Raw genomic sequence first — 25107 nt, 5'->3', positions numbered from 1 at the left:
TCCGGCACGTCTTCGTGCCTTTTTCTGTGTTACTGACACCGGCTCTCGACCGGTGGGTAGATGTCGGATGGGTGGAACACGGGCCGGGCGGTTGGCGCTCTGTCCTCCCGCCCGGCCCGGCAGCATCGGATCAGTCGGAACCCAGGATCTTGCGCGGCATGATCTCCGGGTCGGAGGTGACGACGTCGGACGCGCCGGCGTCGTCCTTTTCCTCCTCCGCGCGGGCGATGTTGCGAACCCGCTGCGCATAATTGTCCAGCTCGCGCTGGCGTTCGTTCTCGCCCCACCCGAGCTCGGCCGCCAGGATGTCGACGATTTCGGGGGCCGCGGCAAGACCGCGGTCCCGCTGTTCAAGGTCCAGGCGGACCCGTCGCATCAGGACGTCCTCGAGGTGGAGCGCACCTTCGTAGCGGACCGCAAGCAGAACCTCGGCCCGAAGGAACATGGGGGCATGGCTCAGCGGCTTGCCGAGCTCCGGGTCCTCGCGGACGAGATCGAGCACGTCGTCGATCTCGGAACCGTAACGATCCAGAAGGCTCTCGACGCGAGCGGCGGTCCAGCCGTTCTCCTCCGCGATCTCGCCGGCACGCGCCACGGCGGCCCGGTACCCCTGGGCCCCGACCAAGGGGATGTCCTCCGTGACGGAGGGCCGGGCACCGGCGACGGAGCCGAGCGCGAAGTCCACGGCGTCCTTGGCCATCACGCGGTAGGTCGTGAGCTTTCCGCCCGCGATGGCCGACATGCCCGGGACCACCTCGGCCACCGTGTGCTCACGCGAAACCTTGGTCGACTGGGTCGAATCCTGGCCCTTGACTCCCGGCTGGAGCAAGGGGCGGAGACCCGCGTAGGTCGAAATGATGTCGTCCCTCGTCAGAGGGGTATCGAGGATCGCGTTGGCGTGATCGAGGATGTAGTCGATGTCCTCCGCGGTGGCCACTGGACGGGCGACGTCCTGGTCGTACGGGGTGTCCGTGGTGCCGATGACCCAGTAGCGCTGCCACGGGATGATGAACAGCACCGACTTCTCGGTTCGCAGGAAGATCCCCGACTCCGCGTTGATGCGCTCGCGGGGTACCACGATGTGCACACCCTTGGACGCCAGGACCTGCAGGCCGCGTTCCTCGCCCGTCAGGCTTTCGGTCTCCTCGGTCCACACGCCTGTCGCGTTGATGACGTGCTTCGCCTTGACCTCGTGGACGTCCTGGGTCTCCAGGTCGGTGATTTTGGCACCGACCACGCGTCCGGTCTCGGATTTCAGGAGGCCGGTGACCTGGGTGCGGCTCGCGGCGAGGGCGCCGTAGCCGGCCGCGGTGCGGATGAGGTCGATGACCAGGCGGGCATCGTCGACACGGGCGTCGTAGAACTGGATGGCGCCGGTCAGGGCGGAGTCCTTGATGTCCGGGAAAATCTGCTTGGCACCCTTTTTGGAGTAGTGCTTCTGCGTCGGCACGGTCTTGTGTCCGCGGGCGCCGGCAATGGCCATGGCGTCGTACATTCCGATGCCGACGGCCGAGTAGCTGCGTTCGATGACCGGCATCTTCAGGGGCCACAGGAAGGGCTGGGCCTTGACGAGGTGCGGGGCCAGGCTCGTCAGGAGCAGTCCGCGCTCCTTGAGGGCCTCCGCGACGAGTTTGAAGTCCAAGTTGAGCAGGTAGCGCAGGCCACCGTGGACGAGCTTGGAGGACCAGGCCGACGTGCCGGATGCCCAGTCGCCGGCGTCGACGACGGCCGTGCGCAGGCCGCGCGTCGCCGCGTCGAGAGCGATGCCTGCCCCCGTGACTCCACCGCCGATGATGAGGACGTCCACACCTTCGGCATCCGACATTTCCTGGAGAGCCTTGTGGCGGGAAGCCGCGGTGAGGTGGGTTGCGGCGGTTTTCATGGAGCCTCCTTGATCGTGGTGGTTCATTCCGATCGCGTCCGCGCGGCGCGGTGACGCCGAGGACCCGATTCCTCCATTCTTACTCAAACGTGAAAGAATGATCATCACTTCTGCACAAACGTTCACCTCAAGGGTTCCGACATGAACAAACGTGATGACCTGGCTCACAAAGCGGCGACGATGTACTACGTCCAGGAGCAGACGATGGACGCGGTCGCCAAGGAGTTCGACGTGTCCCGGGCAACCGTGTCCCGGTTGCTCAAGTACGCCCGCGATACTGGGCTGGTCCGAATCACGGTCGCCGACGCACCCAGCGAACGCAATGAGCTGGGTGGGCGTCTGGAAAAGAACTTCGGGATCCACGCGCAAGTCGTTCCGGTCCGGGGGAGTTCCTCGCCGATCGGGCAGATGGAGCAGGTCTCACGGGTTGCGGCGTCGGCTCTCGACGGGATGATGGAGCCGGGCACGGTTCTCGGTATGGCCTGGGGGTCGACCGTGACCGAGATGTCCCGTCACCTCGTGCCCCGCAAGGTCCCGGATTCGGTTGTCGTGCAGCTCAACGGGGCGGGCAATGCCCGTCGATCGGGCATCCCGTACACGGGGGCGATCCTGAACTCGGTGGCCGAGGCCTTCGGTTCCCAGATCGTCCACTTTCCCGTGCCGGCCTTCTTCGACTACGCCGACACGAAGCAGGCGATGTGGCGGGAGCGCAGCATTCGGAGCGTTCTCCACCTTCAATCTCAAGTCGATGTTGCCGTGTTCGGGGTCGGGGCTCTGAATGGCCCGGTTCCGTCCCACGTCTACAGTTCCGGATACCTCGATGAACGGGACTTCGACGTGCTCTCCAAGGAGGGCGTCGTGGGCGACATCTGTACCGTGCTTCTCAGGGAGGACGGCACTTGGCAGGACATTGAGATGAACAGAAGGGCGTCGGGGCCGACGCCGGTCGAGCTGTCCCGCGTCCGTCGGCGGTTGTGCGTCGTTTCCGGTCCGCACCGAGCCGGTGCGCTCCTCGGCGCTCTGCGAGCCAGAGCGGTGACCGACCTCGTCGTCGACTCCTTGACCGCCAAGATTCTGCTCGACAAGACTGCGGCCGCGCGCACTCTCCAGCCTCGCGGCCACGAGTGAACTTCTACAAGAGCTTGACCTTCATGGCCGAGATTTCGAGTGCGCGTCGTACGGCTTCGATGGCCGGTCTCTGGGCCATGTCTCGCCTGGCCGAAGTGAAGACTCGCCGGTGCGGCAGATTCGGGAGCTCGATGAGGCGAACACGGGGCGTGGACCCGGCCCAGGCGAACCCCGGGAGAAGGCCTACAGCCTGGCCGCATTCCACGAGGTCGATGTGCGTCCGGACGTCGTCGAATTCGAACCGGACATCCGGTTCGAATCCTGCGGACCGACAGACGTGTTCCGCCCAGCTGCGGCTGGCATTCGAACGAGTCTCCATGACCCATGGTGCGTTGGCGGCGTCCGCGATCGAGTAGACCTCGGACTCGGGCGCAACGGCCAGCATGACGGGATCCTCATTCAGGGGGCGCGAGTCGAGCTCGGCGAATTCCCTGACCGCGTGGTGCGGGTACTGCTCCGCGATCACCAGGTCCACGTCTCTCATGTAGGTGTGTTCGAGGGCCGCCTCCGGTTCGCGTTGCAGTACTTCAACCTTGAGGTCAGGGTGCGTGTCGGCCAGGGCCTCGAGCGTGTCCGTCAGCAACGCCATCGCCGCGGTCTGGAAAATGGCGAGACGCACGGTGCCGGCGGGGGAGTCGTCCGTGGACTCGAGGGCTGTCTGGGCAAGCGTCAGCTCGTGCAGTATCTTCTCGGTATGCTCGACGAGGATCCGGGCCTTCGGCGTGAGTGCGACCGTCCGCCCTTGTTTCAGGAGAAGGCGGTGCCCGCATTCCTTCTCCAGGGCGGTCAGCTGCTGGGAAACGGCTGACGGGGTGTACCCCAGGACATCCGCGGTTTCCGCGAGGGTTCCGCGGGCGGACAGTTCCTGGAGGACGCGCAATTTCCGGACGTCGAGCATGTTCCTCAATTCATGAGCCGAGCTTACGAATAATCGTAAATTTCAGTAACTTTTTCTAACTGAAATCATGGTACATACTGGACCGGAGCGCGCTGTGCGCACACGTCAATGGAGACGTACGCTGTCGGCTGTCTTTGCGGCACCGCTACTTCTAGAGGAGGCATTTTTTGTCGTCGAACCCTTTCGCTTCCGTGGAATACCAGAAGATGGCCACCGAGGCCGGAAAGATTGTCAGGGGCTGGTTGGAAGCCTCTCGGGACGTTCCGGAGGACAAGGCTGCGGCGCAGCTGGCCGGCGTCCTCAAGGACCCCCACGGGCTCGAATTCACTGTAGGTTTCGTTGACGAGGTCATTCGCCCCGAGGACGACGCCGCGGCGGGCAAGAACCTCGGGCGACTCGCGCCCATCGTGCCCAAATTCCTTCCCCCGCACCTGCGCGCGGCCGTCCGCGCGGGCGGAGTCGTGGCCCCCAAGATGCCCTGGCCCACGATCCCCGTCGCGCGCAAGGCGATGAGGGACATGGTGGGACACCTGATCGTGGACGCCCGGGACGAGAAGCTCGGTCCCGCGATCAAGCACCTGACGGCCGGGGGCAACAAGCTCAACATCAACCTCCTGGGCGAGGCCGTTCTCGGCAACGAGGAGGCCGAGCGTCGCCTGCGCGAGACCGAGCGCATCCTGCGCCGGGACGACGTCGACTACGTGTCCATCAAGGTCTCTGCCGTCTCGGGACCGCACTCTCCCTGGTCCTTCGACGCGGTCGTCGATCGCGCCGTCGAACGCCTGACGCCCCTCTACGAGTACGCGGCCCAGGCCGGAACCCGGAAGTTCATCAACATGGACATGGAGGAGTACAAGGACCTCGACATGACGATCGAGGTCTTCACCCGGATTCTGGACCAGCCGCACCTGAAGAACCTCGAGGCCGGAATCGTGCTCCAGGCCTACCTGCCGGACACCCTCGAGGCCATGGAACGCCTTCAGGAGTGGGCGGCGCGGCGCGTCGAGAACGGCGGCTCGCGGATCAAGGTCCGCTTGGTCAAGGGCGCCAACCTCTCGCTCGAAATGGTCGAGGCCGTGGTCCACAAGTGGCCACTGACCACCTGGGATTCGAAGGAAGCCACGGACACCAATTACAAGAGGGTCCTGGACTATGCGCTCAGGCCCGAACACACCAAGAACATCCGCCTCGGCGTCGCGGGCCACAACCTGTTCGACATCGCCTTCTCCTGGTTGCTGGCCGAACACCGTGGCGTTCTCGACGACGTCGAGTACGAAATGCTCATCGGCATGGCGGCCCAGCAGGCCGAGGTGGTCCGGCGCGACGTCGGCCAACTGCTGCTGTACACGCCCGTGGTCCGTCCCGAAGAATTCGACGTCGCGATCTCCTACTTGGTCCGCCGCCTCGAGGAGAATGCCTCGAGCGAGAACTTCATGTCGGCCATCTTCGATCTGAACGACAGCCAGTTCCTCTTCGACCGCGAGAAGGCACGCTTCGAGCGCTCGCTCGAGAAGGTCACCTCCGAGATTCCCGCGCCGAAGAGGCAGCAGAACCGTTCGGAGGAGACCGTGGACAACGTCTACTCCCCGGGCGAGGTCTTCGAGAACACGCCGGACACCGACACGTCCCTCGCCCACAACCGCGAGTGGGGCAAACAGATCCTGGCCCGGGCCGAGAACTCGGACCTGGGGCGCGAACTCGTGGAGAAGTCGGTTCTCACCTCAGAGGATCAGGTCCTCGACGCCGTCGCACGCGCCAAGAAGGCCGGCCGGGAATGGGGATCGCGCCCGGCCCACGAGCGTGCCGAGATCCTGCGGAAGGCAGGTCGAGTTCTCGGTGCGAAGCGCGCGGAGCTGCTCGAGGTCATGGCTTCCGAGGCGGGCAAGCTGCTGGACCAGGGAGACCCGGAGGTCTCCGAGGCGATCGACTTCGCCAACTACTACGCGGGACTTGCCGAAGCCCTGGAGAAGGTCGACGGCGCCCAGTACCACCCCTCCCAGGTCACCATGGTGACCCCGCCGTGGAACTTCCCGGTGGCCATCCCCACGGGCTCGACCCTGGCGGCTCTGGCGGCGGGGTCGGCGGTCCTCTTCAAGCCCGCCGGCGAATCGAAGCGTTGCGGTGCCGTCATCGCCGATGCCCTGTGGGAGGCCGGTGTACCGCGGGACGTTCTCCAGCTGGTCCAGCTGTCCGAGAGGGATCTGGGGCGCACGATGGTCTCCCACCCCGACATCGACCGGCTGATCCTCACCGGAGGATACGAGACCGCCGAACTGTTCCGGTCCTTCCGCAAGGATCTGCCGCTTCTCGGCGAGACCTCGGGGAAGAACTCGATCATCGTGACCCCGAACGCGGACTTGGACCTCGCGGTCAAGGACGTGGTGAACTCGGCGTTCGGCCATGCCGGCCAGAAATGCTCCGCCTGCTCGACCGTGATTCTGGTCGGCACGGCAGCGACCTCACAGCGTTTCAGGAACCAACTGGTCGATGCGGTCAAGTCCCTCCACATCGCATACCCGACCGACATCCGCGCCGAAATGGGGCCGGTGATCAAGGCTCCGGAAGGGAAGCTCAAGCGCGGCCTGACCACTCTGGGCGACGGCGAGCAGTGGATCATCGAGCCTCAGCAGCTGGACGACTCCGGCAAGCTGTGGTCCCCAGGGGTCCGCGCAGGCGTGAAGCCCGGGAGCGAATACCACATGACCGAGTACTTCGGTCCGATCCTCGGCGTCATGACGGCGAAGACGCTCGAGGAAGCCATCGAGCTCCAGAACGCGCCGGAGTACGGCCTGACCGCCGGCCTCCATTCGCTGAATTCGGACGAGCTGGCCACCTGGCTGGACCGCGTTCAGGCAGGAAACCTGTACGTGAACCGGGGGATCACCGGAGCGATCGTGCGCCGTCAGCCCTTCGGCGGGTGGAAGAAGTCCACGGTCGGTTCGGGAACCAAGGCGGGTGGGCCCAATTACCTGGTCGCCCTGGGCGAGTGGACGTCCCAGCCCGCTTCCGCGATTGCCTCGCCGTCCAACGAGAATGTGAATCAGCTCCTCAACAGGGCGCGCGAGCCGCACGCCCTGACCCGCGAGGAGATCGAGTTCCTCTCGCGGTCCGCGTCGGCGGACGCAGAAGCGTGGAGCTCGGAGTTCGGCGTGCGCCACGATCCGTCCCAGCTGGGTATCGAACGGAACATTCTCCGTTACGTCCCGCAGAAGGTGCATGTGCGCGGGGACGAGGAGGCCTCGTTGGCGGAGGTTCTGCGCGTCGTGGCAGCCGGGCTGGCCGCCGAGGCCCCCGTCGAACTCTCCGTTTCGCGGCAGTTGCCGGTCTACGTCCGGGGTGCCCTCGACTCGGCAGGGGTGAACATCACCGTGGAGACCGACGAGGCCTGGCGCACCGCATTGCGCGGAATCCGGGACATCAAGCCCAGGGACCTCGACGGAACCCGCTTCGAGGGATGTCGGATCCGCTACATCGGAAACGACTCGGGGTCGGTGTTCGATGCCCTCAACGGCCGCCCCGACGTCGCGGTCTACCACGGGGAGGTCACCGAAGCCGGCCGGGTCGAAATGCTTCCGTTCGTTCGCGAACAGGCAGTGTCGATCACGGCCCATCGTTTCGGCAATCCGAACCACTTCTCGGATGGTGTGATCTAGCACCCCGCCCCACGTGGCCCGTGTAATATTGATGCCGGTGCCGACCTTGGTCGGCACCGGCATCATCACTGCAATCCTTCATTGTCGAGAGGGCGATTCATGAGCACTATCCCCGCCGAACTTTCCTACACTTCTGAGCACGAATGGATCTCGGCCGCGGACTCGGACGGAGTCGTCAGCGTGGGCATCACCGATCACGCCCAGGACTCCTTGGGCGACGTCGTCTACGTGGATCTTCCGGACAGCGGGTCGACATTCGAGGCCAACGAATCCTTCGGCGAGGTCGAATCGACCAAGTCGGTCTCGGATCTCTACATGCCGGTCGCGGGCGAGATCGTGGAGGTCAACACGGAACTCGCGGATCAGCCGGAGGTTCTCAACTCGGATCCGTACGGTGCCGGCTGGCTCGTCCGCGTGCGCCCTTCCGACCCCGAGTCCCTGAAGGGGCTGCTCGACGCGAAGGCCTACGAAGCCGAGATCTCCTGATCCGATCGCGTTGTCAGGGAATTCATCACTATTGCCTAGCCTGGTGGGCAGTCCTTTTCAGGTCTGAACGCTAGACTTTAAGTCTCAGGTCCAGGTCCAAGCTCGCGCGTCGCTTTCTCTCGCAACGGGAGAATGCATGAGGCCGTGTCGGAGCGGACGGACCCGGCTCCAGGGGAAGGCCCCTCAGCCTTCTCCTGCTGAGCCATGCTGGGGCGCTCGTGTGCGCCCACGATCGAAGGGGAAGAAACATATGACCGATCATCAGGATCCGAGCCCGGATACGACCGCGTTCGGCGTGACCGCACCCGGCGCGAACGCCGGACACCAACGACAACTGGCCGAAGAGGAGATCGCGGCGATCAAGGCCCTGCCCTCCGAATCGGCGCTGCTCATCGCGCAGGAAGGGCCTCAGCACAGCGCTCGCTTCCTGCTCGACGCGAGCATGGCCAAGGGCGGCACGAACGACGAGGGTATCGTCGCCGGCCGTCACCCGGAGGCGGACATCTTCCTCGACGACGTCACCGTCTCGCGCCGCCACGCCCTGTTCCAGTTCAACGCGGGTCGTTTCGACCTCACGGACGTGGGCTCGCTCAATGGAACCTATGTGAACGGGGACCGCGTGGACCACGTGACGCTCAAGAACGGCGACGAGGTCCGCATCGGGAAGTTCGCTTTCATCTACTACGCGAGCGACGCTCAGTAGGGCGGCGTCGAAATGACGACGACGCAGCACGAGAGCAACGACGAATCATCCGAGCAGGATTCCGGCAGGAAAACCAAGGACAAGACCATTGGCCAGGTTCTGAGCCACCTCGAAGAGTCCTTCCCCGACCTGAGCGCTTCCAAAATCAGGTTCCTCGAAGATCGAGGTCTGGTCTTCCCCCAACGGACCAACACGGGATACCGCAAGTATTCGAGCGAAGACATCGAACGTCTCCGCATTGTCCTGACCCTCCAGCGCGACCAGTACCTCCCGCTCAAGGTCATCAAGGCGAAGGTGGACGAGCTCGAACGCCAGGGATTCCCCGAGAGCGGATCCGAAGCCGGTGAACCTGGTGGGGAAGTCCCCGCGGTGAAGGCACGCCCGCAGCAGCCGCGTCGATACACGATGCGGGAGCTGTCCCGTCACACCTCGGTGGATCTTCCCATGCTTCGCGAACTGATCAATTACGGCCTGATTCAGGAGCAGTCGGACGGAACCTTCGACGAATACGCGGCCCAGGTGACAAACCTGTGCTCCCAATTGACCGCGCATGGTCTCCAGCCCAGGCACTTGCGACCGTTCCGTGCGGCCGCCGATCGGGAAGTCGCCTTGGTGGGGCAGACGATAGCGCCGATGGCGAGCCGCCGGGACGAGGAGTCCCAGGAGAAGGCGTCGCGCACGGCACGCGAGCTTTCGGCACTGTGCACGAACCTGCACGCCACGCTGGTCGCGGACCTCGTGGAGAAGAGTTGGTAGAGTGGGGCACACTCGCACGGCAAGGCGCGGGGGACGTGACCGACGAGCAACCGGCAAGACACGGACGAATGTCTTTGATTAGCCCGCTCCGTCGCTCTAACGTCTAATTCGGACGATGACCTCACTGGTTGAAGGAGGACCCGCGTGGGCCAGCATGGATCGGACAACGACCCGCAGCGGGATCGTCTTACCATCGCATCCTCGGAGATCCCTCACACGGTCGAGCCTCCCGAGTTCGACGAGCAGCTTCTTCCCGGAATGGAAGGCATCGTTCCGGCCCCTCCGACGGGTCGCCAGGGCATGTTGTTCGACGACGATCTCGTGGCCCTCGACGAAAACATCGGGTACCGGGGCCCCATCGCCTGCAAGGCCGCGGGTATCACCTACCGCCAGCTGGATTACTGGGCACGGACGAAACTGGTCGAGCCCACGGTCCGCGGAGCCAAGGGGTCGGGGACCCAGCGTCTCTATTCCTTTCGTGACGTCCTGGTCCTGAAGATCGTCAAGCGCCTGCTCGACACGGGAGTCTCGCTCCAGCAGATTCGTTCCTCGGTCGAACACTTGCGCACCAGGGGCGTCGAAGACCTGGCCCAGATCACGCTCATGTCCGATGGTGCGAGTGTTTACGAATGCACGTCACCGGACGAGGTCATCGATCTCGTCCAGGCCGGACAGGGTGTTTTCGGAATCGCCGTCGGGCGAGTCTGGCGGGAGCTGGAGACCAACCTCTCGACCATGCCCGGCGAGGACATGCGCGGACCTCTTGCGGAAGAGGGCAAGGACTTCCCCGGGGACGAGCTTTCGGCACGACGTGCCGCCCGGAACAACGCCGCGGGCTGATCAGCGCAGCCAGCACTTGGTCCCGGACCAGTTGGCGAACAGGCCCCGCCGTGAGGCCGCGCGACGGGATCAGCCGGCCACGAGACCCTTGAGAATCGTGTCGAAAGCCTCGGCCATGGTTTCCGCCGCCCGGTAGTCGGTCCACGCGTGGACAGGCGAGGCCGAACCCTGAATCTGCTGCCACAAGGAGTCGTCCGAGATCGTCGGAGAGACCACCAGACGGCCGAACATCCCCTTCATCTCCTCGATGCGGTACCGGTGCTCGGCCGATCCTTCCTGGACCTTGTTGACGACGACGCTGGCCGCCTCGACCTTGAACTCGTTCTCGGATTCGAACCTGGCGATCGCGCGCATGGTTCGCTCGGTGCCGGCAACGGAGAACAGGCTCGGCTCGGCGACAGCGAGGACCTTCTGCGATGCTGCCCAGGCAATCATGGTCAATGTGTTGAGTGTGGGCGGGCAATCGATCAGTACCAGGTCATAGTCCTCCGTCGCGGACAGCGCCGAACGCAACCGGCTCAAGTTCTTCCGGGTCGCCGGGAGGTGGTCGAAGGCAACGGACCCGGAGGAACCGACGATGACGTCCAGGCGGGGTCGGGGGCCCGCCGCGGGGTCCCAGCGCCAGCCCGCGGGAACACGTGCGGAGCCGATGGCCTTTTTTCTGGGCGATCTCAGCACCGCGGCGGCGTCGGCACCTTCCGAAGTGTGGGTGGAGACCGCCAGGCCGGTGCTCGCGTCTCCATGAGGATCCAGGTCGACCACCAGAGTGTTGAGGCCTCGAACGGCGGCGGCAGAGGCCAGCCCCAAAGTCACCGAGGTCTTCCCGACGCCGCCCTTGAGGGAACTGATACTGACAACCTGCGTCACACGAACCTCGCGATGATGTCGACGACCAAATGCCCCAACATCATACCGGGCTCGGACCCGAAATCCTGACCGCTGGATCCGCACCCGCGGAGTCCGGAATGCGAGTGTTGGTCGGACGTCACAAAGTTTCGGACGGCGGGGTGGTCTACTAGGTTAGTGCAATCACGGAAACCCGTAATATACGACATACCACTGAGCTGAAGAGCTCCGATCGTCGAGACAAGTCCGGTGCTCGCAAACCTATCGCGAGCCGGGGCGGAAACGGTTATCAATGTTCTCCAAGATCCTGGTCGCCAACCGCGGCGAGATCGCCATCCGTGCTTACCGCGCGGCGTACGAGTTGGGCGCCAAGACTGTTGGCGTATTTCCCTACGAGGACCGTCACTCCATTCATCGCCAGCAGGCAGATGAGGCCTACCCGATAGGCGAGGAAGGCCATCCCGTACGGGCCTACCTCGATGTGGACGAGATTATTCGTGTGGCCAAGGAAGCCGGCGTCGATGCCATCTATCCCGGCTACGGATTCCTGTCGGAGAACCCCGACCTGGCCAAGGCCGCGGAGCGGGAAGGCATAGCCTTCATCGGACCTCCCGCTGACGTCCTGGACCTCGCAGGAAACAAGGTCGAGGCGCTCAAGGCGGCGAGACGAGCCGGAATTCCCGTCCTGGATTCGACCGAACCTTCAGCGGACAAGGACAAGCTCATCAAGGAAGCCGATGACATCGGCTTCCCGATTTTCGTCAAGGCCGTTGCCGGCGGTGGCGGACGAGGCATGCGGCGGGTCAACACCCGTGAGGAGCTTCCGGATGCGCTCGCCGCGGCCATGCGCGAAGCGGAGACCGCATTCGGCGACCCGACGGTCTTCCTGGAACAGGCCGTGCTGCGGCCGCGCCACATCGAGGTGCAGATCCTGGCCGACGCGGCGGGGGAGACCGTTCACCTCTTCGAGCGCGACTGCTCGCTCCAGCGCCGTCACCAGAAGGTCGTCGAGATCGCTCCCGCACCCCACCTGGACGAGGAGATCAGGCAGAACCTCTACCGGGACGCCGTCAAGTTCGCCAAGGAGCTGGGCTACGTCAACGCGGGAACCGTCGAGTTCCTGGTGGACACGGTCGGCGAACGCGCCGGACAGCACGTGTTCATCGAGATGAACCCGCGCATCCAGGTCGAGCACACCGTGACCGAAGAAATCACCGATATCGACCTCGTCCAGTCCCAGATGAGGATCGCCGCAGGGCAGAGCCTCAAGGACCTGGGCATCAGCCAGGATTCGTTGCGCATCCGAGGTGCCGCACTCCAGTGCCGCATCACCACGGAGGACCCGACCAACGGCTTCCGGCCCGACGTCGGAAAGATCAACGCCTACCGGTCGGCCGGTGGTGCGGGGGTGCGCCTGGATGGCGGCACGGTCTACGCGGGCGCCGAAATCTCCCCGCACTTCGACTCGATGCTGTGCAAGGTGACCTGTCGAGGCAAGGATTTCGACACGGCCGTCCAGCGGGCTCAGCGCGCGTTGGCCGAATTCCGGATTCGAGGCGTCGCCACGAACATCCCGTTCATCGCCGCGGTGCTCGAGGACCCGACCTTCCAAGCAGGCGACGTCTCGACGCCGTTCATCGATGAGCACCCCGAACTGCTGACCAAGAAGCATTCTTCGGACCGCGGGACGAGGGCGCTGACCTACCTGGCGAATGTCACGGTCAATCAGCCCAATGGGCCCAGGATCGAGGGCATCGACCCCCGGACGAAACTGCCGAGGTTCCCGGGCGACAAGGTCGAGGAGCCCTTCCGCAGCCCCTTCGACGGATCTGATCATGTCCCTCCGGCCGGGTGGCGGCAGAAGCTGCTGGACCTCGGTCCCGAGGGCTTTGCCCAGGCTCTGCGCGATTACAAGCCCCTCGCGGTCACGGACACGACGTTCCGCGATGCCCACCAGTCCTTGCTCGCGACCCGCATCCGCACCCGTGACCTCTTGGCGGCCGCACCCGCCGTCGCGCACGTGACGCCGGAACTGTTCTCCATGGAAGCCTGGGGAGGCGCGACCTACGACGTCGCCCTGCGATTCCTGAGCGAGGACCCGTGGGAGCGACTCCGCCTGCTGCGCGAGGCGATGCCCAATATTCCGATCCAGATGCTGTTGCGCGGACGGAACACCGTGGGATACACGCCGTACCCGACCGACGTGACGGACGCTTTCGTCCAGGAAGCGGCCGAAACCGGCGTCGACATCTTCCGGATCTTCGACGCCCTCAACGACGTGTCGCAGATGGAGCCCGCCATCAAGGCTGTCCGCGGCACCGGGACTGCCGTGGCCGAGGTCGCCATGTGCTACACCGGCAATCTGCTGGATCCGGACGAGCAGACCTACACGCTCGACTACTACCTGGATCTGGCGGAGAAGATCGTCGACGCCGGCGCCCACATCCTCGCGATCAAGGACATGGCCGGGCTTCTCAGGCCCGAGGCCGCTCGTCGTCTGGTCTCCGCCCTGCGCGAGAAGTTCCCGACCATCCCGGTCCACTTGCATACCCACGACACCGCGGGAGGCCAGTTGGCGACCTTGTTGGCCGCCTCCGACGCCGGCGTCGACGCGGTCGACGTCGCCTGTGCCGCGCTGGCCGGAACCACGAGCCAGCCATCGGCCTCGGCCCTGGTTGCGGCCATGGCCAATACGGAGCGTGACACGGGGATGTCCCTGGACGCCGTCTCCTCCCTCGAGCCGTATTGGGAGTCCGTGCGATCGATCTACGCACCGTTCGAGAAGGGGCTGACTGCTCCCACGGGCCGTGTCTACCAGCACGAGATCCCGGGCGGTCAGTTGACGAACCTGCGTCAGCAGGCCATCTCCCTCGGCCTGGAGGAGCATTTCGAAGCCATCGAGGACATGTACACGGCGGCGAACCGGATGCTGGGAGACATCGTCAAGGTCACCCCGTCCTCCAAGGTGGTGGGCGACCTGGCACTTCAGCTCGTGGGCATGAACGTCGATCCGAAGGAATTCGAGGAGAACCCCGCCAAGTTCGACATCCCGGCGTCGGTCATCAGCTTCCTCAACGGCGAGCTCGGGACCCCGCCCGCAGGGTGGCCGGAACCGTTCCGGTCGAAGGCGCTCGAAGGTCGCAAGGAAGAACCCAAGATCACCGAGTTGTCCCCGGAGGACAAGGAGGCGCTCCAGGGGGATTCGGCGACCCGGCGTGCGACGCTGAACCGTCTGCTCTTCCCCGGACCCACGGGAGACTTCGAGAAGGCGACCGAAGAATTCGGGGACGTCTCGGTACTGCACACCAGGGACTACCTGTACGGCATGGTCGAGAAGCGCGAGCACGTCATTTCCCTCGGCAAGGGTGTGCGACTGCTCGCGACGCTCCAGGCGATCTCCGAACCGAACGAGAAGGGCGTGCGCCAGGTGATGTGCACCCTCAACGGCCAGCAGAGGTCCATCGACGTCCGGGACGAATCCGTGGAGTCCAACGTCAAGGCCGCGGAGAAGGCGGATACATCGAATCCGGGACACGTGGCAGCACCCTTCGCCGGGGCCGTCACCATCACCGTCGCGGAGGGTGACGAGGTCAGCGAAGGCGACCAGGTCGCGACGATCGAAGCGATGAAGATGGAAGCCTCGATCACCGCGCCGACATCCGGCAAGGTCTCGCGTGTCATGTTCAATGACATCCGACAGGCCGCCGGTGGAGACCTCGTCATCGTGATCGAGAGCTGAACCAGCGATCGCCCTTGTCCCGTCGCCGCGCTGCGGTGACGGACCCGGGCCGCGATCGAGATGGGCGCACCGGGCCCCGGCTCCATGGAATGAAGCCGGGGCCCGGTGCGTTCGCATGGATGGAAGGCCTGGGGGCCTCGTGCTGACGCAGGCCCCGGAAATGACCGCTTGATAGTCGCACGAGAAGGAGCTGACGTGACCGAGACGCATGGGGTACATGACTACGACCTGATCGTGGTGGGGTCAGGGTCGGGCAACAGCCTGATCGACGAGGAATGGAAGGACAAGAAGGTCGCGATCGTTGACGGCGGCGTCTTCGGTGGCACCTGCCTCAACAAGGGGTGCATCCCGACCAAGATGTTCGCCTACCCGGCCACGACCGCGGTCCACGGGCTCGACGACGACCGTCTGGGGGTCTCGATGGAACGCACCGACGTCCGGTGGCGCGAGATCAGGGACCGCATTTTCGGGCGGATCGACGCCATTTCCGAGTCCGGTCTGGAGTACCGGCAAAAGCTCCCGAACGTGGATCTGTGGACCGAATTCGTCACCCTGCGCGACCCCCACACCGTAGAAACCGCTTCCGGTCAGCTTCTACGGGGCCGACAGGTGGTTGTGGCGGCGGGATCACGGTCCGTGCTCCCGGAACTCCCGGGAATCGATCTCCCGGGCGTGCACACGTCGGACACGATCATGCGCATCGACGATCTTCCGCGACGGGTCGTGATCCTCGGCGGCGGATTCATCGCCGCGGAGTTCGCGGGCATTTTCCACGGGCTGGGTACCGAGGTCGTGCAGGTCAACCGGTCCCGTCGTCTCCTGCGAGACCACGACGAGGAGATCGCCGAGCGGTTTGCGCGGGAAGCCTCGCAGCAGTGGGACCTGCGGCTCGACACCACCATCTCCTCGATCGAGCAGGGGTCGGACGGTTTGGATGTGACCCTCGAATCGGGTGGCTCCTCCGAAACGCTCGCGGCCGACGTCGTCCTGGTCGCCACCGGGCGGGTCTCCAACGCGGACAGCCTGGACGCGGAGGGTGCCGGGCTGGACATTCGGGACGGGGTGCTCGCCGTGGACGAGTACCAGCGGGTGCTCTCATCCGGGGAACCCGTGGACGGCGTGTGGGCCTTGGGTGATGTCAGCTCCGTGACCCAACTGAAGCACCTGGCGAATGCCCAGGAACGCACCGTTCAGCACAACCTGCTCCACCCGGATGATCTGCGCAGCACGGATCAGCGGTATGTTCCGCACGCCGTCTTCACCAACCCCCAGATTGCCTCGGTGGGGATGAGCGAGAGCGACGCGAGGGACCTCGCGGCCGTCCAGGGGTTCGACGTCACCGTCAAGGTTCAGGACTTCGGCGACGTCGCCTACGGCTGGGCGATGGAGGACAGCCAAGGCTTCGTGAAGCTCGTGGCCCGAAAGGACACGGGGGAGCTCCTCGGCGCCCACATTATCGGCACCGAGGCGTCCATGCTGATCCAGCCTCTGATCCAGGCCATGAGCTTCGGGCTGACCGCCCACGAGATGGCTCGAGGACAGTTCTGGATCCACCCGGCGCTGACCGAGGTCGTGGAGAACGCGCTCCTCGGTCTGGAGGTCCCGGGCAACTGAGTCGTTCATGAGCCGAGCCGGCCGCGCCGGGCAGCGCGGGGTCGGCTCGGCTCATCGGGCCTTCGGCGGACCGGTCACCGCCCGATCGCGACCGCTGCGAGTCATGAGGGTTTGCCGGCCGTGTAAATGTCCTCCACGACGTCGGAGTAGTCCTTGAGGACCTGAGGCCTGCGGATCTTGAGCGACGGCGTCATGTGCCCGGATTCTTCCGTGAAGTCCTGGGCAATGATGCGGAACGCGCGGATTGATTCCGCGCGGGACACGTTCTCGTTCGTCCGATCGATGACGTTCTGGATCTCGTCCTTGACCGCGTCCTCCTCGGCGGCCTGCTCCGGGGTGAGCCCGGGATCGAGGCCGAGACGTGGAAGCTCTCTTTCGAGCGACTCCGCATCCAAGGTCACCAGGGCCGAAATGAACGGCCTCTGATCACCGATGACGAGGCACTGAGAAATCAGCGGTGACTTGCGCAATTCGTCCTCGACCGCTCCCGGAATCACGTTCTTGCCCCCGGCGGTCACGATGATCTCCTTCTTGCGCCCGGTGATCTTGAGCATTCCGCGATCCGTCAGTTCTCCGACGTCCCCCGTGCGGAACCAGCCGTCCTCGGTGAAGCTCTGCCGGTTGGCCTCGGGATTGTTGTAGTAGGTATCGATCACTCCGACCCCGCGGCACAGAACCTCGCCGTCGTCGGCGATCTTGATCCCGATGCCCGGAAGCGGGGGACCGACGGTTCCGATCTGGAAGTCCTTGACCGTTCCGACAGAGGCCGGGGCGGTCGTCTCGGTCAGGCCATACCCTTCGAGGATCTTGATGCCGACCGCGTGGAAGAAATGCCCCAGATGCTGCCCGAGAGGGCCGCCCCCGGAGACGGCGAACTGGACACGTCCGCCCATCGCCGCGCGCAATTGCGAAAAGACCAACCGGTCGACCAGCGCGTATTTGGCCTTCAGGACCGGCGAGACCTTGCCCCCGGACATGAAGGCCTCCGACCACGCGACGCCGATCTTCTCGGCCGCGTCGAAGATTCTTCCCTTCAACGAGCCGGCGTCGTGGGCCTGGGCGCGGGCACCGTTGTAGATCTTCTCGAACACCCGAGGCACCACGAGGAGGAAGGTCGGGGCGAAACTCTTCAGATCGCTCGTGAGGTTCTTCAGATCCGGACTGTGGCCGACCACGACCCCGACGTCGATCGACAGCACGTGGATGTACCGAGCGAAGACGTGTGCCAATGGCAGGAACATCAGGGTCGAGTTCTCTTCGTTGGCGACCTCCGGAATCGCTTGCCGAGCCGAGGCGCACAGCTTGACGAAATTGGCGTGGGTCAGCACGCATCCCTTTGGCCTGCCGGTGGTTCCGGAGGTGTAAATGATGGTCGCCATGTCCTCGAGCCCGCTCGAGGTTCGCGCGGCTTCGAGAGTCTCGTCGTCCACATCGGATCCCAGCGCTCGCAGTGAGGCCAGCGAGGCCTTGTCCGAGTCCTTGGCATCGATCTGCCAGACATTCTCGACGTCGAGGTCCTCGTGCTGAGTTGCTCGGCGAACCGCCGCCGCGTGCTGCCGCGATTCCACGATGACGGCCGTGGCCCCGGAGTCCCCGAGGTTCCAGGCCACCTGCGATGGGGACGAGGTCTCGTAGACCGGGACCGTCACGGCCCCGGCGTACATGATCGCGAAGTCAGCGACCGCCCATTCGTAGCGGGTGCGGGACATGATCCCGACCCGGTCCTTGGGTCGAATGCCCGCGGCGATGAGGCCTTTGGCCAGGGACACGACGTCCTGACGGAAGCGAGCGGCCGTGATCCCCTCCCACTGGCCTTCCGAGCGCTGGATCTTGAACAGGAGCTGATCCATCAGCTCGGGGAACTTGGACTCCAGCAGATCGGTCGTGTTCGAACGCGGATCGAACTGCTGATAGAGCTCAACCGTGGTTTCCTTCATGACGTCCTTTCTTTCGTTTCGAGAGTGGGGAGCGGTGACGAATCGTGGACAGGCAGGCGCAGACCGCACCGATCCAGGAATGCGAGGGAGCCCCGAAAGATCGTCGGGGCGTCGTGGTCGAGGGTTGCCACGTGGTAGCTCGAGGGCAGCGGAACGAGCTCGGGTTCGGGAACCAGATGCGTCATGAGGTACTCGTGGCTCGCGTCCGAGACCACGTGGTCCACGAGGGACCGGTAGATCTGCACGGGAGCGGTGACCGCGGGCAGGACTCGGCGGGTCTCCTTGAACAGTTCGTGCAGCTGCGCGGCGCCCCTCAGGGGCGCCTGGGGATAGGAGCCTTCCGTGACTCCGGGCTTCGCGATGTCGTCACCGACGCCGCGTATTTTCGGAATCGCGTAGGCCAGCCAACGGGCCCAGGCCATGCCTTTGACGGGATCGACGACGCCGGGGTTCACCAGAACGACAGCCTCGACGCTGCGCCTGGCAGCGAGGTGGAGCGCCAGCGCCCCTCCCATCGAGAGGCCCGCGACCGCTACCTTCTCCGCACGGGAGCGGAGATTCCAGTACGCCTCATCGACCGCTTGGGTCCACTCCCGCCACGTTCTCGTCGACATGTCGTGCACCGTCGTGCCATGTCCGGGGAGCAGCGGCATCTCGACGGCCAAGCCGGCCTCCGCGAAGTTCGCGGCCAACGGGCGGACGCTGTGCGGGGACCCCGTGAAGCCATGGAGTACCAGCACTCCGTCCGGGCCGCCGTCCCATTGGGCTGGTGACACGTCGACGTCGCCGGAATAGCCCCGGCCGGCGGGAGCGACGTCGCGCCGTTTCCCGAAGTGATCTGTGATGTGGCCCATAGAATCATTGTGTCACGTCATACAGAATCGAAGCCGCAACCGAATCGTGGGCAACATGCTCCGGAGCCGCTAGGCTCTTATACGTCATGCGGCGCAACCATGGCGTGCAGCAGCCACCCGAAAGGAAAACACCTGTGCTCTACATGTTCCTCAAGCGGTTCGTCGTCGGGCCATTGGTCAATGGAGTATTCCGCCCCGAGGCGGAAGGCTTGGAGAACATACCGGATCGCGGCGGTGCCATCCTGGCGTCCAACCACTTGTCCTTCGCGGACTCCGTGTTCCTGCCCGTGGCCGTCGACCGTCAGGTGTACTTCCTGGCCAAATCGGAATACTTCACCGGCCAGGGCCTCGTCGGACGTGCGACCGCAGCATTCTTCAAGGGAATCAACCAGATTCCCATGGACCGGTCCGGCGGGAACAAGTCCGCGAAGTCGTTGAGCCAGGCCGCGCAGACCCTGCGCGACGGAAAGCTCTTGGGGATCTATCCGGAAGGTACACGCTCACCCGATGGTCGGCTGTATCGTTCCAAGATCGGCGTCGCCCGGCTCGCGATCCAGACCGGGGTCCCGGTGATTCCTGTGGCCATGGTCAACACCGAGAAGGTCCAGCCGAAGGGGAGCAAGCTCCCGCGCCGGACGTCGCGCGACGGTCGTCGTATCGCGCCCGTCCGCACGATCATCGGGGAGCCCCTGGACTTCTCCCGATTTGCCGGTCGCGAGGCCGAACATTCCGTTCAGCGTGAGGTTGCGGACGAGATCATTCGAGCCATTCAGGAGTTGTCCGGGCAGGAGTACGTGGACCTGTATGCGTCCACGGTCAAAAACGCCATGGAGAAGCAGCGGGTGGCCGATGCGAAGGCCGCCGTGGCCGAGATCCTGGAGAACGCGAAGTCGCGGACTCAGGCCTCGGTCGATTCCGCCAGAGCGAGCGTGGAGACCGCGCGGGACAGGATCCAACCCGGCCTGGACCAGGCGCGCGAACGCATCCGCCCCGGTCTGGACCGCGTGGAGGACAAACTCCACGAGGCCAGGATGCGTGTCGAGGACGGCGTGAAGAAGGCACAGAATCGACGCACCGGCTCGCACGGTTCCGCGGAGGACGACGCCGGCTCGTCGAAGCAGTGATCCCGGCCCACCGCGTGGGCGCAGATGTGGCACCGGTCGCAGTACGGTCTGATCCCTCGTCTCGATATTCGACACAAATGTTCTGAGTGCGCACGTTTTGACGTGTGTCCGTAAACTGGTCGACATGGCAGAACAGAATCAGAATCCGCTCACCCCGTTCCGGAACCAGCCCGCTCCCGAGGCCAAGAATTATCCGGGACTGGACGAGTGGCGCGAGTTGTCTGCCGACCAGCAACCGAACTGGGCCGACCACCCCGATTTCGGCACGGTGGTCTCGGAGCTCGAGTCCGTGCCCCCGCTCGTGTTCGCGGGTGAAGTGGACCAGATGCGGCAGCGTCTGGCGGACGTCGCCGAAGGAAAAGCGTTCTTCCTCACGGGAGGCGATTGCGCGGAAACCTTCCTGGACGCGACGGCCGACAAAATCAGCGCCAGGGTCCGTACTCTGCTTCAGATGGCCGTGGTTCTCACCTACGGGGCCTCCATGCCCGTGGTCAAGATGGGGCGCATGGCGGGACAGTTCTCCAAACCGCGTTCTTCCGACAGCGAGACACGCGGGGACGTCACGCTGCCTTCGTTCCGTGGCGAAATGGTCAATGGCTTCGATTTCACCGAGGAATCGCGGCGGCACGACCCGAATCGCATGTTGCGCGGTTACCACACATCCGCATCGACGCTGAACCTGATTCGGGCCTTCACGACCGGTGGTTTCGCGGATCTCCGCCTCGTCCACGAGTGGAACAAGGGGTTCGTGTCCAACCCGGCCAACGCCCGGTACGAGTCCCTGGCGCGAGAAATCGATCGCGCGATCCGTTTCATGGACGCGTGCGGCGCGGACTTCGAGGCGATCAAGGGGACCGAGTTCTACGCGGGCCACGAGGCCCTGCTCCTGGACTACGAGCGCGCCCTGACGCGCATCGATTCACGAACGCATCTTCCGTACGGGACGAGCGGTCACTTCCTGTGGGTCGGGGAGCGCACCCGCAACCTGGAAGATGCCCACGTGAACTTCCTGTCCAAGGTACACAACCCCGTCGGCGTCAAGCTCGGCCCGACGACGGACGTCGACGACGTCCTCCGTCTCATCGATACCCTGGACCCCGAGCGTCGCCCGGGGCGTCTGACCTTCATCACCCGCATGGGTGCGTCGAAGATCCGCGAGAGCCTGCCCCCGATCGTCGAGGGCGTCCGGGACTCCGGGGCGAAGGTCGTCTGGGTCACCGACCCCATGCACGGCAACACGATCTCGGTGCCTTCGGGGTACAAGACCCGTCGGTTCAATGACGTGGTGGATGAGGTTCGCGGATTCTTCGAGGTCCACGAGGCCCTCGGCACCGTTCCCGGCGGAATCCACGTGGAGATGACAGGCGACGACGTCGCCGAGTGCCTCGGAGGATCGGATGCCGTGGACGAGACGGCTTTCGCCGACCACTATGAGACATTGTGCGATCCGAGGCTCAACCACATGCAGTCGCTCGAGGTCGCCTTCCTGGTTGCCGAGTACCTCTCGAAGCGGTAGTTGCATCGGGGCGACGTCGCCCGATCACGGTGCACACCGGGGCAGGCGGGTCCGGCTCGCGCGCTGGGCCCGCCCGCCTGTTTCGTGAGCTAGGCGGGCGGAGCCTGAATGGTGAATGCCGCGGCCCCGACGGACGGGTCGGAGGACCCCTGGGACAGAAAAGTCACGCCGGCCAGCCAGCCGAGGTACGCGACCATGCACGCCGCCAGGACGAAGATGAGCAACCACACCCAGGCCCGATACGGCTCGGTCGAGCCGAGGACATGAGTCGGTACCGCGGGGTCCTGCTGGGCACCGGGATCTGTCCCGGAAGCCACCGACCCCGCCCCGTGCGCGGACGACGGGCCGGCCGGCTCATCGGCCACGGCTCCTTCGGGGAGCACCCGGGTGGCATCGTCCAGAGACCTCCGCGCATGCACGCTCGTGGTGTCCGGGTCTGACGGCTCGTCGGCGTCGTCAGCGGTCCGTGCCTCGTCCTCCGACGCAGCGGAGGGTGCCTCGTGCTCGCCCTGCGAAGAGCCCGGGGGGCCGCCGTGAGCGAAAGGCGCCAATTGCATGGCGTTCGTGTGGCTCGCGGTCTCCAAGCCGCTGAAGAGGTCGGCAGCGTCGTCTCGATAGCCGGGCGGACGGCGATCCAGGGCCTCGTCCGAGAACCGTTGAAGCAGATGCTCGAGCTCGCCCTGGAGTGCATCCGCATCCTGAGGTCTTGCCTCCGGATCCTTGGCGCAGCACCAGGCGATGACCTCCGCGATCTCGGGGTCGACGTCGGGGAACCTCTGGCGCAGGTCGGGCATGGGGTCGTCGACGTGAGCCATGGACACGGCGTAGGGGGAGTCGCCTCGGAAGGGCGGGACGCCGGTGAGCATCTCGTAGAGGATGATTCCCACGGAGTATATGTCGGCAGGTTTGCCCGCGGGCTGCCGCCGAACGAGTTCTGGGGCGATGTAATTGGCCGATCCCACCAGGCTCAAGGTGGCCGATTCGGCTTGGACGTGGCGCGTCAGGCCGAAATCCGTAACCTTGACCGAACCCTCCGGGGAGGTGAGCACGTTTTCGGGCTTGACGTCCCTGTGCACGAGTCCCGTCCGGTGCGCCGCGGCCAGTCCCTGGCTCAGAGGCCGCAGAACGCGAAGCGCTTCCCGAACGGTCATCGGAGACCGACGCTTGATCAGGTCGCGCAGTGTGGCCCCGTCCACGAGTTCCATGACGAGATAGACCACCGGTTCGGACGCGGATTCGTCCACGCCCTGGTCCCACACGGAGACAACGTGGGGATCCGAGATGGCCGCGGCGGCCTGGGCCTCGCGGACGAATCGTTCCCGCGTGTCCGGTGCCGCACCCACGGATTCCTTGAGCACCTTGATCGCCACGGGGCGGGCGAGTCGGGTGTCCTGGGCACGGTAGACGACTCCCATCCCGCCGCGCGCGATGAGGTCGCCGAGGAGATATCTGCCCTCGAGTCTCCGGCCGGTCAAAGGCCCCGGTGCAGTCCTTTTCATTGAACCGATTCTAGGGGATCGCCGGGAGATGAGGAGCGAGGGGCCATACTGGTTTAGCCTGGAGACGTGAATTCCAACGAAAACATTGCCGAGCTGTTCGACCTCGTGGGGGAATGGACGACCATCCCCGAGATCGCCGAGACCCTGGACGTCAAGGTCACACGAGTCCACACCCTGATCACCGAAGGACAGCTGATTGCCGTCCGAGACCAGGAGGGAGTTCGCAGGGTGCCCGCGTTGTTCATGCGCGAGGACGGCGTCCTGGATTCCCTCAAGGGCACCCTGACCGTGCTGAAGGATTCGGGGTTCGACGACGAAGAAGCGATCCGGTGGCTGTACACGGAGGACGAGTCCCTCCCCGGACGGCCCATCGACGCATTGCACGAGGGAAAGAAGACCGAGATCCGACGGAGGGCGCAGGCACTGGCCTGGTGAGCCGCTCGACCGCGGCAGTCCCTCCGGTCCCTGGCCCGGGGGACTGCCGCGGGGTCACGAGGACCGGTGCAAGGCCCTGGAGGCCACATCCTCCAGCGCCCCGATGATCGACGGTTCCGTATCGATCTTCCGCAACGCGGCCTGGACCTGTCTCTCGGTGGTCCGGATGATGCTCTCGGCCTCGGCCAGGGCTCCCGTGTCTCGAATGATGTCCACCATCGCCTCCACCGTCTTTTCGTCCATGTCGGGATGCCCGAGGTGGCTCTCCAAGAATGCGGCCTGCTCTTCCGTGGCGGTTCTTTCCGCGAGAGCGATCAGTACGGTGCGCTTGCCCTCACGCAGGTCGTCACCCGCCGGCTTCCCGGTGACCTCTGGTTCCCCGAAGACGCCGAGGACGTCGTCCCGAAGCTGGAAGGCTTCCCCCAGGGGGAGCCCGAAGTCCGAGAGGCCCTTCAGAAGCGCCTCGTCGGCCCCGGCCAGAGCGGCTCCGAGGGTCAGGGGATGTTCGCAGGAGTACTTGGCCGATTTGTACCGAATCACCGTGGACGCCCGATGGATGGCTTCCTCCGGGTCTTCCGTCCCCATGACTTCGGAAAGGCCGTCGAGGTACTGGCCGGCCATGACTTCGGTTCGCATGATGTCGAATATGCGACGGGCACGACCAGTGGAAGCTTGCTGGCTGCCGATCGACGCGAAGACTGCCTCGGAGAAGGACAGGCAGAGGTCCCCGGCGACGATCCCGCCCATCACTCCGAACTCCTCCCCATTGAGGGACCAGCCCTCGTCCCGATGCATCGCCTCGAAGGCGCGGTGCACGGAAGGACGTCCGCGACGGGTGTCCGAGTGGTCGATGATGTCGTCATGAATCAGCGCTGCCGACTGGAAGAGTTCGATGGCTGCTCCGGCAAGGACGACCTCGGGAGCACGAGCGGAACCTCCCGCGGCCCGCCATCCCCAGTACGCGAGAAGCGCTCTCATGCGTTTGCCGCCGGAGCACAGCGTCTCGATATGATCCACCAGTGGCATGGCCTCCGGAGAGATCTCGAGCATCACCAAGCGCTGCCTGGTCAGAAAATCCGTGATGGCTTCGTCGACCAATTCGATGTAACGCTTCTCGGCTTCCGCCCGGTCCGCGCGCGCGGCGTCCGGGGGAGGGTTCGTGGATGCGTGAGGCTTGGGTCCGGAATCATTCACGGC

Annotated in this window: 18 protein-coding genes; 11 read left to right on the top strand and 7 right to left on the bottom strand. The window is 65.0% G+C overall.

The features are described from left to right. Positions 1-130 precede the first annotated feature (130 nt). Positions 131-1882, bottom strand: a complete 1752-nt coding sequence (locus tag EWU68_RS06725) for a glycerol-3-phosphate dehydrogenase/oxidase (RefSeq protein ID WP_129315355.1) — start codon at positions 1880-1882, stop codon at positions 131-133. Between the two features lie 141 nt (positions 1883-2023). Between EWU68_RS06725 and EWU68_RS06720 the strand changes: the two genes are divergently transcribed. Beyond that, positions 2024-3010, top strand: coding sequence for a sugar-binding transcriptional regulator (locus tag EWU68_RS06720; RefSeq protein ID WP_129315354.1), 987 nt, complete (start codon positions 2024-2026; stop codon positions 3008-3010). Between the two features lie 4 nt (positions 3011-3014). On the opposite strand, the gene EWU68_RS06715 is transcribed toward EWU68_RS06720, so the two are convergent. Then, positions 3015-3908, bottom strand: coding sequence for a LysR family transcriptional regulator (locus EWU68_RS06715; RefSeq protein WP_129315353.1), 894 nt, complete (start codon positions 3906-3908; stop codon positions 3015-3017). Between the two features lie 206 nt (positions 3909-4114). On the opposite strand from EWU68_RS06715, the gene EWU68_RS06710 reads away from it, so the two are divergent. The 5 genes from EWU68_RS06710 to EWU68_RS06690 all read left to right on the top strand — a co-directional run bounded on the left by EWU68_RS06710 (position 4115) and on the right by EWU68_RS06690 (position 10346). Then, positions 4115-7561: a bifunctional proline dehydrogenase/L-glutamate gamma-semialdehyde dehydrogenase gene (locus tag EWU68_RS06710; RefSeq protein WP_129315405.1), complete on the top strand. Its 3447-nt coding sequence runs from the start codon at positions 4115-4117 to the stop codon at positions 7559-7561. A gap of 99 nt (positions 7562-7660) precedes the next feature. After that, positions 7661-8047 carry a glycine cleavage system protein GcvH gene (gene gcvH, locus EWU68_RS06705; RefSeq protein ID WP_129315352.1) on the top strand — a complete coding sequence of 129 codons (387 nt, stop codon included), beginning with the start codon at positions 7661-7663 and terminating at the stop codon, positions 8045-8047. A gap of 250 nt (positions 8048-8297) precedes the next feature. Continuing rightward, complete coding sequence (locus EWU68_RS06700) at positions 8298-8750, top strand: FHA domain-containing protein (RefSeq protein WP_129315351.1); 453 nt, start codon at positions 8298-8300, stop codon at positions 8748-8750. Between the two features lie 12 nt (positions 8751-8762). Continuing rightward, a complete protein-coding gene (gene ftsR, locus EWU68_RS06695) occupies positions 8763-9506 on the top strand; it encodes a transcriptional regulator FtsR (RefSeq protein ID WP_129315350.1) in 744 nt (247 codons plus the stop codon). A gap of 258 nt (positions 9507-9764) precedes the next feature. Further along, the gene (locus tag EWU68_RS06690; protein WP_129315404.1) at positions 9765-10346 is read left to right on the top strand and encodes a MerR family transcriptional regulator; all 582 of its coding nucleotides are present in this window, start codon (positions 9765-9767) and stop codon (positions 10344-10346) included. Between the two features lie 69 nt (positions 10347-10415). Here EWU68_RS06690 and EWU68_RS06685 read toward each other — a convergent pair whose 3' ends face one another. Further along, on the bottom strand, positions 10416-11213 hold the full coding sequence (locus EWU68_RS06685) for a ParA family protein (protein ID WP_129315349.1): 798 nt from the start codon (positions 11211-11213) through the stop codon (positions 10416-10418). A gap of 271 nt (positions 11214-11484) precedes the next feature. On the opposite strand from EWU68_RS06685, the gene EWU68_RS06680 reads away from it, so the two are divergent. Both EWU68_RS06680 and EWU68_RS06675 read left to right on the top strand, forming a co-directional pair. Next, entirely contained in the window at positions 11485-14931 is a 3447-nt protein-coding gene (locus EWU68_RS06680) for a pyruvate carboxylase (protein WP_129315348.1), read from the top strand. Between the two features lie 195 nt (positions 14932-15126). Further along, a complete protein-coding gene (locus EWU68_RS06675) occupies positions 15127-16545 on the top strand; it encodes a mycothione reductase (RefSeq protein ID WP_129315347.1) in 1419 nt (472 codons plus the stop codon). A 101-nt stretch (positions 16546-16646) separates the two neighbouring features. Here the strand turns inward: EWU68_RS06675 and EWU68_RS06670 are convergent, their stop codons facing one another. Further along, on the bottom strand, positions 16647-18482 hold the full coding sequence (locus EWU68_RS06670) for an AMP-dependent synthetase/ligase (protein WP_129315346.1): 1836 nt from the start codon (positions 18480-18482) through the stop codon (positions 16647-16649). Then, on the bottom strand, positions 18479-19336 hold the full coding sequence (locus tag EWU68_RS06665; RefSeq protein ID WP_129315345.1) for an alpha/beta hydrolase: 858 nt from the start codon (positions 19334-19336) through the stop codon (positions 18479-18481). The genes EWU68_RS06670 and EWU68_RS06665 overlap by 4 nt, the downstream gene beginning before the upstream one ends. A 143-nt stretch (positions 19337-19479) precedes the next feature. Between EWU68_RS06665 and EWU68_RS06660 the strand changes: the two genes are divergently transcribed. Together EWU68_RS06660 and EWU68_RS06655 are read left to right on the top strand one after the other, a co-directional pair. Then, positions 19480-20460 (top strand): 1-acyl-sn-glycerol-3-phosphate acyltransferase, encoded by a 981-nt coding sequence (locus EWU68_RS06660; RefSeq protein WP_240896349.1) that lies wholly within the window; start codon positions 19480-19482, stop codon positions 20458-20460. A gap of 124 nt (positions 20461-20584) precedes the next feature. Beyond that, complete coding sequence (locus tag EWU68_RS06655; protein ID WP_129315343.1) at positions 20585-21976, top strand: class II 3-deoxy-7-phosphoheptulonate synthase; 1392 nt, start codon at positions 20585-20587, stop codon at positions 21974-21976. An 89-nt stretch (positions 21977-22065) separates the two neighbouring features. Here the strand turns inward: EWU68_RS06655 and EWU68_RS06650 are convergent, their stop codons facing one another. Beyond that, the gene (locus EWU68_RS06650; RefSeq protein WP_129315342.1) at positions 22066-23475 is read right to left on the bottom strand and encodes a protein kinase domain-containing protein; all 1410 of its coding nucleotides are present in this window, start codon (positions 23473-23475) and stop codon (positions 22066-22068) included. Positions 23476-23541: 66 nt separating this feature from the next. Here EWU68_RS06650 and EWU68_RS06645 point away from each other — a divergent pair, with 66 nt between their 5' ends. Further along, positions 23542-23910: an Rv2175c family DNA-binding protein gene (locus EWU68_RS06645; protein WP_129315341.1), complete on the top strand. Its 369-nt coding sequence runs from the start codon at positions 23542-23544 to the stop codon at positions 23908-23910. Positions 23911-23964: 54 nt separating this feature from the next. On the opposite strand, the gene EWU68_RS06640 is transcribed toward EWU68_RS06645, so the two are convergent. Next, positions 23965-25104 carry a polyprenyl synthetase family protein gene (locus EWU68_RS06640; protein ID WP_238692361.1) on the bottom strand — a complete coding sequence of 380 codons (1140 nt, stop codon included), beginning with the start codon at positions 25102-25104 and terminating at the stop codon, positions 23965-23967. Between the last annotated feature and the right edge of the window lie 3 nt (positions 25105-25107).

It is taken from the genome of Rothia koreensis, from assembly GCF_004136575.1.
GTDB lineage: Bacteria > Actinomycetota > Actinomycetes > Actinomycetales > Micrococcaceae > Rothia > Rothia koreensis.
Note: the sequence above shows the minus strand (reverse complement) of the source record. Positions and strands in the feature narration are given on the sequence as shown.